The organism is Tamlana crocina, assembly GCF_012037625.1.
In genome coordinates this window covers 133,297-149,071 of record NZ_JAAVJS010000001.1, presented here as the reverse complement: position 1 = coordinate 149,071, position 15,775 = coordinate 133,297, and the positions used below count along the sequence as shown (strand labels likewise).

14 protein-coding genes and 1 tRNA gene are annotated in these 15,775 nt (G+C 37.2%); 7 read left to right on the top strand and 8 right to left on the bottom strand.

Annotation, left to right across the window (positions count from 1 at the left end; all coding sequences use genetic code 11):
* The first annotated feature begins 75 nt into the window (after positions 1-75).
* From folB to HC176_RS00655, 4 genes are all read left to right on the top strand, one after another.
* A complete protein-coding gene (folB, locus tag HC176_RS00670; RefSeq protein ID WP_167916253.1) occupies positions 76-438 on the top strand; it encodes a dihydroneopterin aldolase in 363 nt (120 codons plus the stop codon).
* A gap of 53 nt (positions 439-491) precedes the next feature.
* A tRNA-Cys gene (locus tag HC176_RS00665) sits at positions 492-562 on the top strand.
* A gap of 155 nt (positions 563-717) precedes the next feature.
* The gene (gene yiaK, locus HC176_RS00660; protein ID WP_167916252.1) at positions 718-1,716 is read left to right on the top strand and encodes a 3-dehydro-L-gulonate 2-dehydrogenase; all 999 of its coding nucleotides are present in this window, start codon (positions 718-720) and stop codon (positions 1,714-1,716) included.
* A 44-nt stretch (positions 1,717-1,760) separates the two neighbouring features.
* Positions 1,761-2,663: a sugar phosphate isomerase/epimerase family protein gene (locus tag HC176_RS00655; protein ID WP_167916251.1), complete on the top strand. Its 903-nt coding sequence runs from the start codon at positions 1,761-1,763 to the stop codon at positions 2,661-2,663.
* A gap of 203 nt (positions 2,664-2,866) precedes the next feature.
* Here HC176_RS00655 and HC176_RS00650 read toward each other — a convergent pair whose 3' ends face one another.
* Complete coding sequence (locus HC176_RS00650) at positions 2,867-5,122, bottom strand: ribonuclease R family protein (RefSeq protein ID WP_167916250.1); 2,256 nt, start codon at positions 5,120-5,122, stop codon at positions 2,867-2,869.
* A gap of 810 nt (positions 5,123-5,932) precedes the next feature.
* On the opposite strand from HC176_RS00650, the gene rpiB reads away from it, so the two are divergent.
* The 3 genes from rpiB to HC176_RS00635 all read left to right on the top strand — a co-directional run bounded on the left by rpiB (position 5,933) and on the right by HC176_RS00635 (position 7,881).
* A complete protein-coding gene (gene rpiB / locus HC176_RS00645) occupies positions 5,933-6,367 on the top strand; it encodes a ribose 5-phosphate isomerase B (protein ID WP_167916249.1) in 435 nt (144 codons plus the stop codon).
* Positions 6,368-7,285, top strand: coding sequence for a cation diffusion facilitator family transporter (locus HC176_RS00640; RefSeq protein ID WP_167916248.1), 918 nt, complete (start codon positions 6,368-6,370; stop codon positions 7,283-7,285).
* 149 nt (positions 7,286-7,434) lie between these two features.
* Positions 7,435-7,881, top strand: coding sequence for a GNAT family N-acetyltransferase (locus tag HC176_RS00635; RefSeq protein ID WP_167916247.1), 447 nt, complete (start codon positions 7,435-7,437; stop codon positions 7,879-7,881).
* Between the two features lie 11 nt (positions 7,882-7,892).
* Here HC176_RS00635 and HC176_RS00630 read toward each other — a convergent pair whose 3' ends face one another.
* The 7 genes from HC176_RS00630 to HC176_RS00600 all read right to left on the bottom strand — a co-directional run bounded on the left by HC176_RS00630 (position 7,893) and on the right by HC176_RS00600 (position 15,764).
* The gene (locus HC176_RS00630; RefSeq protein WP_167916246.1) at positions 7,893-9,260 is read right to left on the bottom strand and encodes a T9SS type B sorting domain-containing protein; all 1,368 of its coding nucleotides are present in this window, start codon (positions 9,258-9,260) and stop codon (positions 7,893-7,895) included.
* Between the two features lie 42 nt (positions 9,261-9,302).
* A complete protein-coding gene (locus tag HC176_RS00625) occupies positions 9,303-10,163 on the bottom strand; it encodes an OmpA family protein (protein WP_167916245.1) in 861 nt (286 codons plus the stop codon).
* 96 nt (positions 10,164-10,259) lie between these two features.
* The gene (locus tag HC176_RS00620; protein WP_167916244.1) at positions 10,260-11,900 is read right to left on the bottom strand and encodes a S41 family peptidase; all 1,641 of its coding nucleotides are present in this window, start codon (positions 11,898-11,900) and stop codon (positions 10,260-10,262) included.
* 95 nt (positions 11,901-11,995) lie between these two features.
* Positions 11,996-12,811 (bottom strand): DUF4349 domain-containing protein, encoded by an 816-nt coding sequence (locus HC176_RS00615; RefSeq protein ID WP_167916243.1) that lies wholly within the window; start codon positions 12,809-12,811, stop codon positions 11,996-11,998.
* Between the two features lie 10 nt (positions 12,812-12,821).
* On the bottom strand, positions 12,822-13,205 hold the full coding sequence (gene rnpA, locus HC176_RS00610; protein ID WP_167916242.1) for a ribonuclease P protein component: 384 nt from the start codon (positions 13,203-13,205) through the stop codon (positions 12,822-12,824).
* Between the two features lie 76 nt (positions 13,206-13,281).
* Positions 13,282-14,733: a geranylgeranyl reductase family protein gene (locus tag HC176_RS00605; protein ID WP_167916241.1), complete on the bottom strand. Its 1,452-nt coding sequence runs from the start codon at positions 14,731-14,733 to the stop codon at positions 13,282-13,284.
* 2 nt (positions 14,734-14,735) lie between these two features.
* Positions 14,736-15,764, bottom strand: a complete 1,029-nt coding sequence (locus HC176_RS00600; RefSeq protein ID WP_209309621.1) for a polyprenyl synthetase family protein — start codon at positions 15,762-15,764, stop codon at positions 14,736-14,738.
* Positions 15,765-15,775 lie beyond the last annotated feature (11 nt).

Genomic DNA, 15,775 nt, shown 5'->3' with positions numbered 1-15,775 from the left:
TAAACGGGTTAGTTCAAAAAATTCTGTGTAAAATTAGGTAATTTTGCCCGATAATTGAGATTTTAATACGCCAACATGGGAATTATAAAAGTTGAAAATATTCGCATTTTTGCCTACCACGGCTGCCTAAAGGAAGAAACCAAAATTGGTAGCGATTACCGCGTAGATTTAGAGGTGGAAGCCAATTTACAAACTTCGGCAAACACCGATAAACTCAGCGATACAGTTGATTATGTGTTTTTAAACCGTGTGATTAAGGAAGAAATGAGCATGGCCTCACATCTTTTGGAAACTGTGGCCAAACGTATTTTAACCCGTATTTTTAATGAAGATAGGCTGGTAAATAAAGCTACGGTTTGGGTAAGCAAACTGAACCCGCCCATTGGCGGAGACGTGGAACGTGTAACGATAAAAATGACAGAAAATCGTAAAAATTAATTTTAACACTTAAGAAGTGTTATTTTTTTTTACATTTGCACCACCGTTTTAATGGCGTCGTGGCCGAGTGGCTAGGCAGAGGTCTGCAAAACCTTCTACAGCGGTTCGAATCCGCTCGACGCCTCAACAAAAGCTTCCAGTATTCTGGGGGCTTTTTTTATTTTGTGCACTTGCCTTTGTTAAAAATTTCAACTAACTTTCACTTATCTATTTATTTAAATTATTAAGACGACGCACATCTTTAAAGTTGTAAAGAATTAAAATTAGACAGAGAGGTCCATGCAAATTTCACCCGAAAACATTCAAAAGGTTCTTTACGAACTCTTTCTTAAGTACAAATTCAACAACACGAATGCTAAATTACTTGCTAATGTATTTACAGAAAGCACTTTAGACGGTGTAAGCTCTCATGGCGTCAATAGAGTGCCTCTTTTTATAGAATATGTAAAAAAAGGAGTAATTAAAATTGATGCTGAAGCAGAGAAAACAGCTTCTTTTGGCAATATAGAACGTTGGGATGGAAATTTGGGCCCTGGAATTGTAAATGCAACTAAGTGTACCAACAGAGCCGTTGAATTGGCAAAACAACATGGAATGGGCATGGTAGCATTACGCAACACGAATCACTGGATGAGGGGCGGAACTTATGGAAAACAAGCTGCTAATGCCAATTGCATTTCAATACTTTTTACGAATACTAAACCAAACATGCCACCTTGGGGAGGAAAAGACAGCAGAATCGGTAATAACCCCTTTGTGGTATCTATTCCAAGAAAAAAAGGACATGTTATATTGGATATGGCGCTTTCGCAGTTTTCATTCGGTAAGATTAACGACTATAGACTTAAAGGAGAAAAATTACCTTATCATGGTGGTTGGGATGACAAGGATGAGTTGTCAAATGATCCCGATAAAATTTTATCAAAAGAGCGTGGTTTACCCATTGGTTATTGGAAAGGTTCTGCCCTTTCTATGGTGTTGGATATGCTGGCTACCATACTTTCTTCAGGAAACTCTACCTACAAAATAAACTCAAAAGAAATTGAGACCGCCATCTCACAAGTTTACATCTGCATTTATCCAGAAGTTTTTAAAGACAATGGATTACCCGAAAAACTCTTGGAAGAAATTATTGATTTTACTCATTCAGTAGAACCCATAAACCCTGAAGATACAATATACTATCCAGGTGAAAGAAGCGCACAAACCAGAGCAAAAAATTTAAAGGAAGGCATTTTTGTAAACAGAAGTATTTGGGAAAAGATTATGGCACTCTAATAAAATAAAAGCAAAAATTCCACTTATCTATAAAAGTGAATACTATGAGTATAACTAGAAGAAACATTTTGAAAAATTTAATGCTAGCACCTTTAATTTTAGGAGCTAACAAACTAATGGCTCATACCAACCCATTAAAAAAAAATATGACATCAAGACTGCAATACAGCATCAATGCGTATTCGTTTAATTCGGAGCTAAGAAGTGGCAAAATGACTTTTTATGATATGATGGAATACGCAGCAGATATTGGTTTGGATGCGGTAGATTTAACGGGTTATTATTTCAATTCTTATCCAGAAACACCTTCAAACAAAGTACTTTTTGATTTAAAAAGAAAAGCACTTGAGTTAGGACTTGATATTGCATGGACTGGTGTTAGAAATGACTTTACCAGTCCTAATCATATAAAAAGAAATGATGACATTGAACTTATCAAAAACTGGTTACAGGTTTCTTCTAAAATCGGGTCACCTATAATGAGAATTTTTACGGGAAAACATAAAAGCGAAACCTATTCAAAAGACGATGTAAAGGAATGGATGGTGGAGGACTTTAAAATCTGTGCTAAATATGGCGAACTTCATGGCGTCATTGTTGGTCTGCAGAATCATGATGAATTTTTATTTACCAGTGAAGAAGTTATTGACATGTTGAAAAGAGTAAATTCAGACTGGTTTGGATTAATTTTAGATTGCGGAAGTTTACCTTCTAACGACCCATATAAAGAAATTGAAAACCTTGCTCCTTATGCCAATTACTTTTTTGTAAAAGAACACGTAAAACAAAAAGATAGCACTAAAGTCCCAGCAGATTTACAACGCATAGCTAAAATAATACAATCTAGTAATTACCGTGGATATGTATCGTTTGAAAGCCTTAAAGAAGGAAATACAAAAGCCATTATAAAAAATATGGTTAGCGAATTTAAATCAGGGCTTAACTGAAATGGCATCTAGAAATTGCTTGCTATGGTATTAATTATGTTACTCAAATCTTTTCATTTTCAGCCTTAAATAAAGTAGTATAAACTAAGGTTTACTTGTATATTAGTAAATCAAGGGTTGTAGCTCATTACAAACTTTATCACATTTTGAAAGCGTAGATGTTTACTAATTACCTACTTTTCATATATTAATACGTTAACTTCCTAATCCTCAGATTTTCCAACTAAATTAAAATCGAGGTGTTTTTTAACTAAATCGGTGTTTTTAACTTTTACAATCACTTCGTCGCCCAATTGGTACATGGTTTTGGTATTTCGCCCCACCATGGCATATTGATCTTGGTCGAAGCCGTAATGGTCGTCTTTCATATCGCGAACACTTACCATGCCCTCGCATTTGTTTTCAATAATTTCTACGTAAATGCCCCAATCGGTCACCCCCGAAATTACGCCCACAAACTCTTGGTCTTTATGGTCTTCCATAAAACGAATTTGCATGTATTTAATAGAATCGCGCTCGGCTTTAGTAGCGAGCATTTCCATATTGCTGGAGTGTTGGCATTTTTCTTCATAAGTGGCTTCGTTGGCACTTTTTCCGCCGTCTAAATAATGCTGTAATAATCGGTGCACCATCACATCTGGGTAACGACGAATGGGTGAGGTAAAGTGGCTGTAATAATCGAATGCCAAACCGTAATGCCCAATATTGTTCGTGGTATATTCGGCTTTGCTCATACTGCGAATGGCCAAAGTATCCACTAAATTTTGCTCCTTTTTGCCCACGACTTCCTTCAATAAATTATTGAGCGATGCCGATGTGGTTTTTCGATCCTTAAAATTGAGTTTATAACCAAAACGGCCCACCACATTTTGTAATGCCGCCAGTTTACTATCGTCTGGCTCGTCGTGCACTCGGTACACGAAAGTCTTTTTCGGACTTTGTTTTCCTATAAATTCGGCCACTTTTTTATTGGCCAACAGCATAAATTCCTCAATCAACTTATTGGCATCTTTACTGGTTTTAAAGAAAACCCCTTGCGGATTGTTGTTCTCATCGAGGTTGAATTTTACTTCGACTTTATCAAACGAAATAGCGCCCGTGCTCATACGTTTTTTACGCATGATTTTCGCTAATCGGTCTAGTACCAAAACAGCTTGGGCTATTTCGGGTTGGGTTTGGTATGCTTTTTCGGTGAGTGAAACTTCCTTGGGAATTTCGGTTTTGATTTGAGACGCTTCGACTGCACTTAGACTACGCTCAGTGCCCAGTTTAAATTCTGGGTTGTTTTCAATAATCGCCTGGGCTTCTTCGTAAGCAAATCGCGCATCGCTATAGGTTACTGTTCTTCCAAACCATTGATTTTTAATTTCGGCTTTATCGTTTATTTGGAATACGGCCGAAAAGGTATATTTTTCTTCATTAGGACGAAGTGAGCATGCGTTGTTCGACAATACTTCAGGAAGCATGGGCACTACCCGATCTACCAAATAAATGGATGTGGCACGCTCGTAAGCTTCATCGTCCAATACAGTGCCTTCTTTTACGTAATGCGATACATCAGCAATGTGGATTCCTATTTCATACAATCCGTTATCCAATATTTTAAACGACAGGGCATCATCAAAATCCTTGGCATCCTTGGGGTCGATGGTAAAGGTTAAATCCTGACGCATATCGCGGCGTTTGGATATTTCTTCCTTGGTAATCGAAGTATCTAAATTATTGGCGTATTCCTCAACATCGTACGGAAACTCGTGAGGTAAGCCGTATTCGGCCAAAATAGCATGTATCTCCGTGCCATGTTCACCTGGTTTTCCAAGTACTTTAAGCACTTTTCCGTTTGGCGAATCGGCGTTATCTGGCCAGTCTTCCAACTCGACCAAAACTTTGTCGCCATCTTCAGCTTTCAAGGTTTTATTGATGGGCACAAAAATATCTTTGTACATTTTAGAACTATCGGGCACTACAAAAGCATAATTATTGTTTTTCTGCATTTGAATAACGCCCACGTATTCCGATTTGGCTCTTTTTATAATGTTGGTGATTTCACCTTCAATTCTTCCTCGTTTTCGTCGTTTATAAACGTAAAACTCCACTTCGTCTCCCTGGAGCGCTTTATTAACATTATTGGAGGCTATAAACACGTCTTCGTCAAAATCATCACAAATGACGTAACCAGCACCACGAGCCGATAAATCTAAAATCCCAACATGGTACTCGGCCGTAACAATGGCTTTAAACTTACCACGATCTACCTGCTCAATTTCCTGTTTGGCAGCCAATTTGGCCAAGGTTTTTATTATCTGATTACGGCTGCTGGCATCGTTAACACCTAATTTGGCCGCTATTTGTTTATAGTTGTAAGATTGGTTTCTATCTTTTTTTAAAATACTTAGAATGGTATTTGTTAGGTTGGAAATGCCTTTTTTGCTGGATTTCCTTTTTCTCTTTTTACTCATTAATTGTTATAATCTATTTATTTTCCTAAGATACTAGGAAAAAATGTTATAAAATAGCTTTATTGAAGCGAAGATTAAGCTATTTGCTTTTGCAAAGCTACGGTTTTAAAATTTAATACGTTTTTTTCAATGTTATCTTAAGGTGAATTTAACTTATCCACATTATATATTATAATATCTATTTCTTTTAAAAATTTAAAAAATAAAATAATGGTTATTATAGGCTGTTAATATCTGGTATAACTTTTTTAAGTTTTATTTTGATTACAATAAATTTACGTTCTGTTAAAAGGTAATTAACATTGTGAATTATTTTAAAAGGTTAATTTTTAAATGATTTCAAAATTTAATTCACAGTTGTTAACAACGTAAATACACCGTTTATAACTCATAACTTTTTTAAAAATGGTGTTCATATCGATCTAATTTTGGTTTAAAAAGATCTCCAGAAAAAACGGATTAAAAATTAGGATTTTAGTTTTCTGTTTTTGTTTGAAAAAATAATTGAATAATCCCAATTTTAATTTTACAAAACTATCAACACTTATTAACAAGTAATGAATACTTCCATCCACAATGTTAATAAACACGAATTACACATGGCTAAGGGTAGTGGTTTCCGCTAAAATTGTCATTCCCGTGCTCCCGATAACTATCGGGACGGAAATCTAAATAACAGAATGTCTTCTTTTTTAAAAGAAAGTTATTTGTAGTATAACTATAATATTACAATGCCTTCAAGTAGAGTTGGTTCACATAAATTCTTTATTAATTGTTACCTTTGTAAACCGATACTATAATATATATAAAATGAAAATTTCAATAGGAAACGACCACGCCGGAACTGAGTATAAACAAGCTGTAGTAAAACACCTTGAAGCTAAAGGACATACCATTATTAACCACGGTACTGATGCTAATGATAGTGTTGATTATGCCGATTTTGTACATCCGGTAGCCAACGATGTTGAAAACCAAGAAGCGGAGTTGGGCATCCTTATTTGTGGCAGTGCCAACGGTGTTGCCATGACGGCGAATAAACACCAAAAAATTAGAGCGGGATTGGCTTGGAACAAAGAAATTGTTCATCTTATCCGTAGTCATAACAATGCCAATATTTTGTGTATTCCGGCACGATTTACGGCGGTTCAGCAAGCTATTGAAATGGTTGACGTATTTTTAAACACCGATTTTGAAGGTGGCCGCCACCAAAACCGAATCGATAAAATTCCTGTTTCTTGCTAAATGGGGCACAGCCACTCGCATAACCACGTGCATGGGCACAACGATTTAAAAGGTCGGAATCTTTTAATTTCCATTTTTTTAAACATTTTAATAACCACCGCACAAGTGGTTGGCGGTTTGGTTTCTGGAAGTTTGGCTCTTTTAAGTGATGCCTTGCATAATTTTAGCGATGTTTTGTCGTTAGTGGTGAGCTACGTGGCTAATAAATTATCTAAAAAAGAAGCCTCGTTCGATAGAACCTTTGGTTATAAACGAGCGGAAATTCTAGCTGCTTTTGTAAATGCTTCCACGTTAATAATTATTGCTATTTTATTGATTATTGAAGCGGTAAAACGTTTTCAGGATCCCGAGCCTATAAAGTCGAGTTTTGTGATTTGGCTATCATTATTTGGCATTGTTGCCAACGGTTTAAGCGTACTGTTGTTAAAAAAAGATGCCCATAACAACATTAATATGCGTAGTGCGTATTTGCACTTGTTAACCGATATGTTGGCCAGTATTGCCGTGCTTATTGGCGGACTTTTAATGAAATACTATCAACTATTTTTGGTAGATAGTGTACTTACGTTTTTAATTGCCGTTTACTTAATTTTTGTGGGTTACGATTTGTTAAAAACCTCCACTAAAATGATTATGCTCTTTACACCGGCCCATATCAATATTGAAGATGTGGTGAAAACGGTTAATAAACTTCCAAAGGTAAAAAAGCTGCACCACGTGCACATTTGGAATTTAAGTGATAACGAGCTGCACTTGGAAGCACATTTAGATTTAATGGAAGATTTAGCCATTACCGAATTCGATGCGCTTTTAGAGGAAATTGAATCTGTTTTGCATAAACAATTTAACATCAACCATGTCACTATCCAGCCAGAGTTTAATAAAAAAGATGATAAAGGCGTAATCGTTCAAGATTGAAGCGTCATTCCGATTAGGTACGACGTAGGAATCTCATAAATGTAATAGTTAAATTAAAATCTTTAGATTGTAGTCATTTAGAAAAGAGAAACGTTCCGATAGTTATCGGGATTTTAAAAAATAACCCAACCCCAACTATTTTACATATCATGTTAACAACCATAGTAAAATCATTCGAAGAACTCACAAAACAAGAACTGTATAAATTACTGCAACTCCGCAATCAGGTTTTTGTGTTGGAACAGCATTGTATTTACCTCGATTTAGACGGAAAGGACCAAAAGGCACTGCATGTTTTGGGTTATAAAAACAAAGAATTAATTGCATATACGCGCATTTTTAAGCCTGGTGATTATCTAGAAGAAGCCAGTATTGGTAGGGTATTGGTGGTAAAAAATGAAAGAAAGCACCATTATGGCAATCAAATTATGGAAGCTTCCATAATGGCTATAAAAGAATATTTTGAAACTCAAGTCATTCAAATTTCTGCGCAGTGCTATTTAAGAAAATTTTATGGCGATTTAGGTTTTTCGGAGTTCGGTGAGGAGTATCTGGAAGATGATATTCCACATATAGGCATGATAGGGTCTTTTTGAGTTACATTAAATCACCGCTTCAATGCAAAATGCCCTTTTAAAACATTTCGATTATTTAAAACAATAACATACCAATAGCTATCAGTGGGGAGTAATTTCCCGTTGTAAGTACCGTCCCAACCACTGGTATTTGATGATAAAAATTTAAGTAATTTTCCGTAGCGGTCGTAAATAGTAATATTGTTGATAAGATTGGTGTTGTCAATCACTTTCCAAACGTCGTGAAAACCATCGCCGTTCGGGGTAAAATATTTTGGTATGTAGTATTCGTTTTCAGTAATTAAAACAAAAAAACTCGATTCATTGCTGAAGCAAGCCGTTTCGTCGTAAATATAAATGGTTTGTGTTGTGGTAATTAGATCGCCAGCATTCAAAGTATTTCCGGATCCATTAGTATCTGTAAAATAGCTTCCATTTACCAAATTTGGAAGGGTGTAACTGGTGCCTATAACATCATCCAACTCATCAACAGGAACAAAACCGTTACAGTCGTTAATATTTTGTGCATAATTGTTATACGAATCGGGCATCCAATCTGTACGGTCGTCATTTAGGTTATCAACAATCACGCAGTTTAAATCTAGATTTCCATTGAAATAAACCGAAGTCATCCTACTGTTATTTCCATTTTTTAGGTTTAAATAGCAAAGCTGGTTGTTGCTGCAATTCAAATCGGTGAGGTTGGGGTTGTTTGAAAGGTCTATTTCCGAAATACTATTTTCATAACAGATTAAAACGCCCAATTGGGTATTATTTTGAAGGTTTAAGTTTGAAATTTGGTTTTGGTCGCAACTTAAATAAGCGAGGTTGGTATTGTTTTCAACATTCAAATTTGCAATGTTATTGTTGCCGCATTGCAATCGGCTTAATCCCGTATTATTTGAAACATTTAAGGAAGAAATTTGATTTCCTTCACAGACTAAAACGTTTAATTTTATATTGTATGTAACATCCAAATCAGTCAAAAGGTTGTTTTCACAACGCAATGAAATCAGCTCATTATTTTGACCAATATCAAGGTTGGTCAACTGATTATTGAAACACCATAACCTTTGTAAATTTGGCGTATTTTCAATATTAAGAGCTGTTAACAAGTTATCGCTACAGTATATTTCGGTGATACTTGAGTTTTGGCCAACATCCAATAACGTCAATGCATTATCGGAGCAATCGAGGTTGGTTAAAGCAATAAAATCTTCAATTCCGGTGAGGTCTAAAATGTTTTTTGAAACAAGGTCCAAATCGGTTATAGTGTTGATATTTGCTGTTGGAATTTGGCCATCAATAGGAGGGGAGTCGTAACCCAAGTCAATCAATGCCTGCTCAAAATTAGGATCTGGAATAGCGGTATTTTGACAAAAACTTTTAAAGCTTATCAAACAAAAACAAACTATAAAAAAGGTTTTATGGGGCATAAGCTTTTAATTAGCATTGCCAACGTAAGTAATTACAATTTCTACACGTCTATCGAACTTGGGATCGCCGCCCAACGGAAATTTACGGCGCATACCTAAATGGCGCATACGTTTTTTATCAACCCCTTTTTTTGCAAAATAATCGTAAACGTACTTGGCCCGTGCTTCTGATAGGTTACGTTTTTTTGTTTTTCTATCAACGGCATCACGCGTAAATTGGGTACAGCACACATGGCCTTGAATGGTAAAATAAATATCGTCACGCTCTACCAAAGCTTTGGCAATATTTTCTAAAGTCTTTTTAGAAACTGGTGTTACTGTGGCATATCCTGTTTTAAACAAAATATTTTTAAAAACGATTTTATCGCCAACAGCGCTTTCATTTATTAAATCTATTTCGGTTTTTTCCTTGGGTTTTTCAGGCGTTACTTCGGCCACCTCTACTTTTTCGGGTTTTGGAGGTTTGGGTTTCACTATAATTTCAACTTTTCGGTTCAAGCCCCTAATTTTCAAAAGGTCTTTTTCTTCAACTACTTTTAAAAGAATTTTACCCTTACCATCAACGTTCGAAATCAGGTCTTCACTAATTTCATTATTGGCAAAAATGGCTTTTATGGCATCGGCGCGTTGTTGCGAAAGTTTTAAGTTGTAAGTATCGGCACCACGATCATCACAAAAGCCAAAAATGGAAATAGACTCAATATCCACATCCGAGATGTTCGAAATAAACAATAATAGTCGGTTTTCTTCAGTTGGAGGCACCACAAATTTATCGGTATCAAAATAAACTTCGTGTGTTAAATCCTTTTGCGAAAAGGCCATTACACCGTTAAAAGTCAATAATATAAATACCAATAATTTATGCATAGTAGGATTTAGAATAGATGGATAAATATACTATTTTAATCGGAAACCATCGTAAAAGCCTATAAACAGGGATTTTTTTAGGACGATTGAACAAATTTAAAGTTGTTGCAAATACCCGTTGTAAGTGGATAGGTTACCTAAAATATCTGTGGCTTTTTTAATTTCGGTGTTATGGGTTTTATAATATTCGTAAAGCCCTTCGCGGTACACGTAGCGTTTTACGATTTCCTCGGTAAGCAGTTTCAGTAAAAAATCTTTGTTTTCGTCGATCACACTTTTTTTCGATTGTTCTAAATTTGAAATCAAAGCGTTGTAGTCGTTTTCAATATTGTCGTTCAATTCTTCTTTTTTAGCCGTTTCAAATGCTTTTTTAAGTGCTTTTTCGGTATCGGTTTCAAATGAAAAATTATTGGATTTTAGGAAACTTTTAAACTCAGAAAAATCCTGATTATTAAGGTTGAACCCATCTATATTTTCAATCTTGTGGTTGTAATAATAGTTTGTGGCAAAATCGAAAATCAAGTTATTATTGACAATAGCGGTGGTAATAGGGGAGGTTTTGTAAGTACCCATAGGCACGTCGGGATACACGCCGCCACCATCAAAAACCTTTCGTCCGTTTTTGGTTTTAAACTCGTGATAATTTTTTTGGTCGATTTTAACGGCTTCACCTTTTTCATTCCTGTTCCAATAATCCAAAGCCTGAATACAGCGTCCCGAAGGCGTATAATATCTGGAAATGGTAATTTTTATTTGGGTGCCATAAGTCAGCTCTTTTGGGCGTTGCACCAAACCTTTACCAAAGCTTCGGGAGCCCACGATTACGGCACGGTCTAAATCTTGTAAAGCGCCCGAGACGATTTCGCTGGCCGAGGCGCTTTTTTCGTCAATTAAAATAACCAAAGGCATTTCGGTATCAATGGGATCACGTTGGGTGAGGTAAGTACGGTTGTACTTTTTAACCTTCGATTTTGTGGTTACCACCAATTGCCCTTTAGGAACAAACAAATTAACAATGTTAATGGCTTCGTTTACCAATCCGCCAGGGTTTCCGCGTAAATCCAAAATCATTTTTTTGGCGCCTTGGGCCTTTAAATCGCGAAGCGCATAATTGGTTTCCTCGAAGGCTTTTCGGCTAAAACGACTCAATACAATATAACCCGTTTTGTCGTTTATCATTGAAAAATACGGTACGGCCTTAATCTCTACTTCCGCACGGTTTATGGTAGCCGTTTGGGTTTTGCCTTGGCGTTTAAAAGTCACTTCAACCGAAGAGCCCGGCGTGCCTTTTAGCAAATCGCCAGCACTTTCTTTATAATTGGCCACAATGGTGTTGCCCACTTTTATAATTTCGTCTCCGGCCTTTAATCCTGCTTTATCAGCAGGATAATCTTTATAAGGCTCAACCACTATTAATTTATCTTTTAAAGTCTGAATTTTAGCCCCAATACCCGTATAATCGCCCGTGTTATTAATTCTTGCCGCTTCAACATCCTGCTCGTTCATAAAATTGGTGTACGGATCCAAATCTTCCAACATACTTTTTATGGCCGTGTCCATTAAATCGGCCGGATTGGTATCATCAACATAATTCATGTTGAGTTCTTTAAACAGCGTGGTGAAAATTTCGATCTGTTTGGCGATTTCAAAAAAATCATTTTTAAAAGCGGTGGTGCTAAAAAAAACAACTCCGGCCAGAATAGGGATTATGATTCTTTTCTTTAATATACGTTTCATCTATTTGAATTTTTTAACAACTTATTTTTTATATGTTTGTTGGTGTTACTCTGGTAGTTATTGAAATGTTTTGATTATTCCCTGCCAAAAGCCCATTATGATTTTTTACTCTTATTTATCCATTTTCTTAAAAAGAAAATTCCGATGATGAGAATGATAATAAACGGCCAAATATGTAAAATTCCCAAGAAAAATAGGGAAATTCCGTTGAACCCGGATTTTATGGCATTCCACATTTTGGTACCGTACGATTTGGCTACTGGCGCTTCGGAAGTGAGTTTATAAAATTCAATTTCCAAAGTGCTTAATGATACTTGGTTTTGAAGGTAATTCAAGCGGCCTTGTTTGGCTTCAATTTCTTCTCTTATGGTTGATAGTTCGCGTTCTATTTCTAAAATTTCCTTGACGTTTTTGGCTTTGTCCAATAATTCCAAATAGCGATTTTCCAATTGTTTTTTGGACTTTAACCGGGCTTCCAAATCAATGAATTCTTCGGTGACATCTTTTGCAGAAACACGTTTTTCATCAAAATACGATACGTTTTGGCTAACGGCATCTAAAGCATCCTGAAAGTTTATAGTGGGGATCCGTATAACTAACCGACGGGTAATTCGGTTGAATGAATTATTGGAATTATCATCTTGAATAAAACCTTTGTTCGCCTGAACCACATGTTTAATGTCGAGGTAGGTTTTATCTAAATCTCGTGTTTCAAACCGCAGAAATGAGGTTTTAATGATTTTTTGAGGGGTTGTTTCAGAAGGAACCACCATATCATCAACAGTGGACATTTTTTCAACACTGTGCATTACTTCAGTTTCGGCATAATCAGCAGTTGAGCTTTCATTCGATGGGCCTTTAGAGCACATCAAAGGAAACAAAAGCACTAAAACATAAGATAGTAGTTTCATAATGGATTTTTTACTGGCTTTCCTCCGAAATTTTGTTTAAAAATTTAGTGAACAACTGGTTCATTCGTTTTTCAACTTGATCAAAAGAGGGTTTTTCTTTGCCAATGTACAAAATCATAAACGCGTGAGGCGTTGTTAAATTGTTAAAATACTGCCCTTTATTTAATCGGTAAGCTTCTCGAAGCAAACGTTTTATGCGATTTCGTGCCACAGCAGTTTTAAAATTTCGTTTGCTCACTGAAACACCAGTTTTGGCCATAACATCATCATCAAAAGTAGTGCTCAAATACACCAATCGCAACGGAAAGGCCGATACCGATTTACCCTCGGTAAACAGTTGGTCAATCAGTTTTTTGCTTTTTAGCTTCTCTTTTTTGCCGTAGGTGAATTTCAATGCGCTGATTTTATTGCCAAAGGTAGCAAAATATAAAAAGCGTTTTTTAATAAGAATTTCGACTCGGTGAAAGGAATTATCTTTTCACGGTATACTTAGCCACAGTAAACGCTTTTCCGGCTACGTTCGCCAACCAACCCAAATGGGCCTTGGGATCTTTAGCGAGGGCTTTTAAAATATCAGTAGTAGTTTTGGCCAATTGCGTACTATCCTTTAAAAATTGAGAGGGCTTCTCCATATTTTTTAACACGTATGAATTGGTATCATAGCCCGCTTGCATAAGTATTTTCAATATAAATTCGGTATCCAAAGCTTTGTAGGAAGGGTAGGTGCCCTCAAAAATCCCAGCAACGGTGCCCGCAAACTTTGGGTCTTCCTTGCAACGGCCAATCAATATTTTTAAGAATGACATCCAAATGGGTTCCAAACTTTTATTTTTTCCAAATTGAACGAGCAAATTGGAAAGTGAAAAATCGTATTCCAATTCGTCTTCAATGGTTTTTTGATAGGGCATTAAAGCATCAACACTAAAATCGTTGATTTTTGAACATTCTTTTATGGTTTCGGAAGCCCACCGCGCACTCAAAACCGCATATTGGATGCCGTCGCCACTAAGCGGATTAATCAACCCCGCAGCTTCGCCCACCAACATCGTTCGGTTTGAAACTACCGGATTTTTCGGGTCGTAAAATGTAATGGGCCAGCCTTTAACTTTTTCGGTTGCTGTACCGTTACCCAGCCGTTTTTTTAAATCGGCGTTGGTGTCAATAAAATTTGAAAAGCATTTTCGAACTTCAGAAACTTGCTGCGGGCACGTTTTAAACACCATAGCCATACCCACATTGGCATCGTGTTCACCTTTCGGAAAAAGCCAATAAATCCCAGGAAAATTCTCTTTATTGAAATACACATCCACGCGGTTTCTTGGGCCATTTACATTTTTATAATACGAACGCAGCCCCAGCAGTTGATAGGCCGGGTCGGGGGAGTTGCCACGTAATTGCCTGGCTACAATCGACCTGCTCCCGTCAGCACCAATAATCAGTTTCGAGGTAATTTGCTGATCCAAAGCACCAACTTTGTAATTAGTGGTTACTTTTAGATTGCTAACCTTAAAATCCGTAACCCGAGCCCTTTCAATAAAAGTTGCACCGGCCGATTTTGCTATATTGTAAATCATGAAATCCAGCTCGATTCTCGGGATAATGCGCGCATGAAAAGGCAATTCATCGGGCTTTTCCAGTTCGATAAAGGTTTGGTCGTTTTCCATAAACAGTCCCACTTTTTCAATGGCATTGGCCTTTTTAAAAGTATCGGTTTGGGTAATGCCCATATTGTGGAGCTCCTTTAGTGCAATGGGGCTTACGCCATCGCCGCAAACCTTGTCCCTGGGGAAATGTTCGGCTTCAATAACCACCGTTTTAATATTGGCTTTTGAAAGATGATAAGCCAACGAACTGCCCGCAGGGCCACCGCCAACAATAAGCACGTCGCAATCTACTGTTATGTTTTGCTTAATATGAATCATCTTCAATAATCTCTATTTATCATGTACAAAATGATGGTTTCTAGAAAAGCTTTATCTTCGGAATCCTTTAAATGTGAAAAATGGGTGTAAAACTCTTTTAAGGCAGCCCCGGCCAAATATTGACTTGTTTTTTTGGCATGGATGATAGATTCGTATTTATGCATCAGTTCCAGAATGTGTTTTGCATCGGTCATGGTTCTTTCCAAAACCGGAGTGCCCAAATAATTTTCTATCAAATATTTTTCGTTTTTTGAACATTCTGAAAGCAGATGAATGAGCATCAATGTGCGCTTGCCTTCAATAATATCGCCAGCTATTTCTTTTCCATAGGCACTCTCTTCTCCCACTAAATTGAGAACATCGTCCTGAATCTGAAAAGCGGCACCCATAAAATAGCCCAATCGATTAAAATTATCGGGGTTTACGCTGCCTTTACTCCCAATAAGCGCACCGATGCGTATGGGTTGAATGCAGGTGTACCAACAGGTTTTTTTTAGAATCATGCGCAGATAATCGCTTTCCGAAAGGTCGCAGCGGTTATCTTGCCGCCAACCCAATTCGAGGGCTTGTCCTTCGGCCGATTCGGTAATAAGATGGTAGACTTCCAAAAAAATGCGCTGCGCCAATTTTTCGCCCATAAGGGTTTTGTTGTGCCAAAGCGGAAAGAGGCTCAAGGCATTCATCATATCGCCCACGTTAATGGCTATGGCCCGGCTGTGGGTGGTGTGCATCGTGGGTTTGTTACGGCGTGAGAGGCTTTCGTCTTCCACATCGTCATGAATGAGGAAGGCATTGTGAAGCATTTCGAGGGTAACCGCGCTAAATTTAGCCTCACTTAATCGTCCGCCATGAGCGCCACAACTGGCCATGCACAACCCTGGCCGGAAGCCTTTACCACCGCGGTTGGGATAATCCAAAACTAAATCGTACAAATATTTTTTGGGCTCTTTTTCGGGTACAAAGGCATGGATGCCACGGAGGGTTTCAGCCCCGTAGTATTTCAATTTCGATTTCATTTCCAAAACATCCATCGCAGTGTGTT

Excerpts from the sequence above, each read along its gene's own strand:
- HC176_RS00650 (WP_167916250.1), bottom strand. The coding sequence starts at position 5,122 with ATGAGTAAAAAGAGAAAAAGGAAATCCAGCAAAAAAGGCATTTCCAAC.
- yiaK (WP_167916252.1), top strand. The coding sequence starts at position 718 with ATGCAAATTTCACCCGAAAACATTCAAAAGGTTCTTTACGAACTCTTT.
- rpiB (WP_167916249.1), top strand. The coding sequence starts at position 5,933 with ATGAAAATTTCAATAGGAAACGACCACGCCGGAACTGAGTATAAACAA.
- folB (WP_167916253.1), top strand. The coding sequence starts at position 76 with ATGGGAATTATAAAAGTTGAAAATATTCGCATTTTTGCCTACCACGGC.
- HC176_RS00605 (WP_167916241.1), bottom strand. The coding sequence starts at position 14,733 with ATGATTCATATTAAGCAAAACATAACAGTAGATTGCGACGTGCTTATT.
- HC176_RS00615 (WP_167916243.1), bottom strand. The coding sequence starts at position 12,811 with ATGAAACTACTATCTTATGTTTTAGTGCTTTTGTTTCCTTTGATGTGC.
- HC176_RS00620 (WP_167916244.1), bottom strand. The coding sequence starts at position 11,900 with ATGAAACGTATATTAAAGAAAAGAATCATAATCCCTATTCTGGCCGGA.
- HC176_RS00625 (WP_167916245.1), bottom strand. The coding sequence starts at position 10,163 with ATGCATAAATTATTGGTATTTATATTATTGACTTTTAACGGTGTAATG.
- HC176_RS00640 (WP_167916248.1), top strand. The coding sequence starts at position 6,368 with ATGGGGCACAGCCACTCGCATAACCACGTGCATGGGCACAACGATTTA.
- HC176_RS00600 (WP_209309621.1), bottom strand. The coding sequence starts at position 15,764 with ATGGATGTTTTGGAAATGAAATCGAAATTGAAATACTACGGGGCTGAA.
- HC176_RS00635 (WP_167916247.1), top strand. The coding sequence starts at position 7,435 with ATGTTAACAACCATAGTAAAATCATTCGAAGAACTCACAAAACAAGAA.
- HC176_RS00655 (WP_167916251.1), top strand. The coding sequence starts at position 1,761 with ATGAGTATAACTAGAAGAAACATTTTGAAAAATTTAATGCTAGCACCT.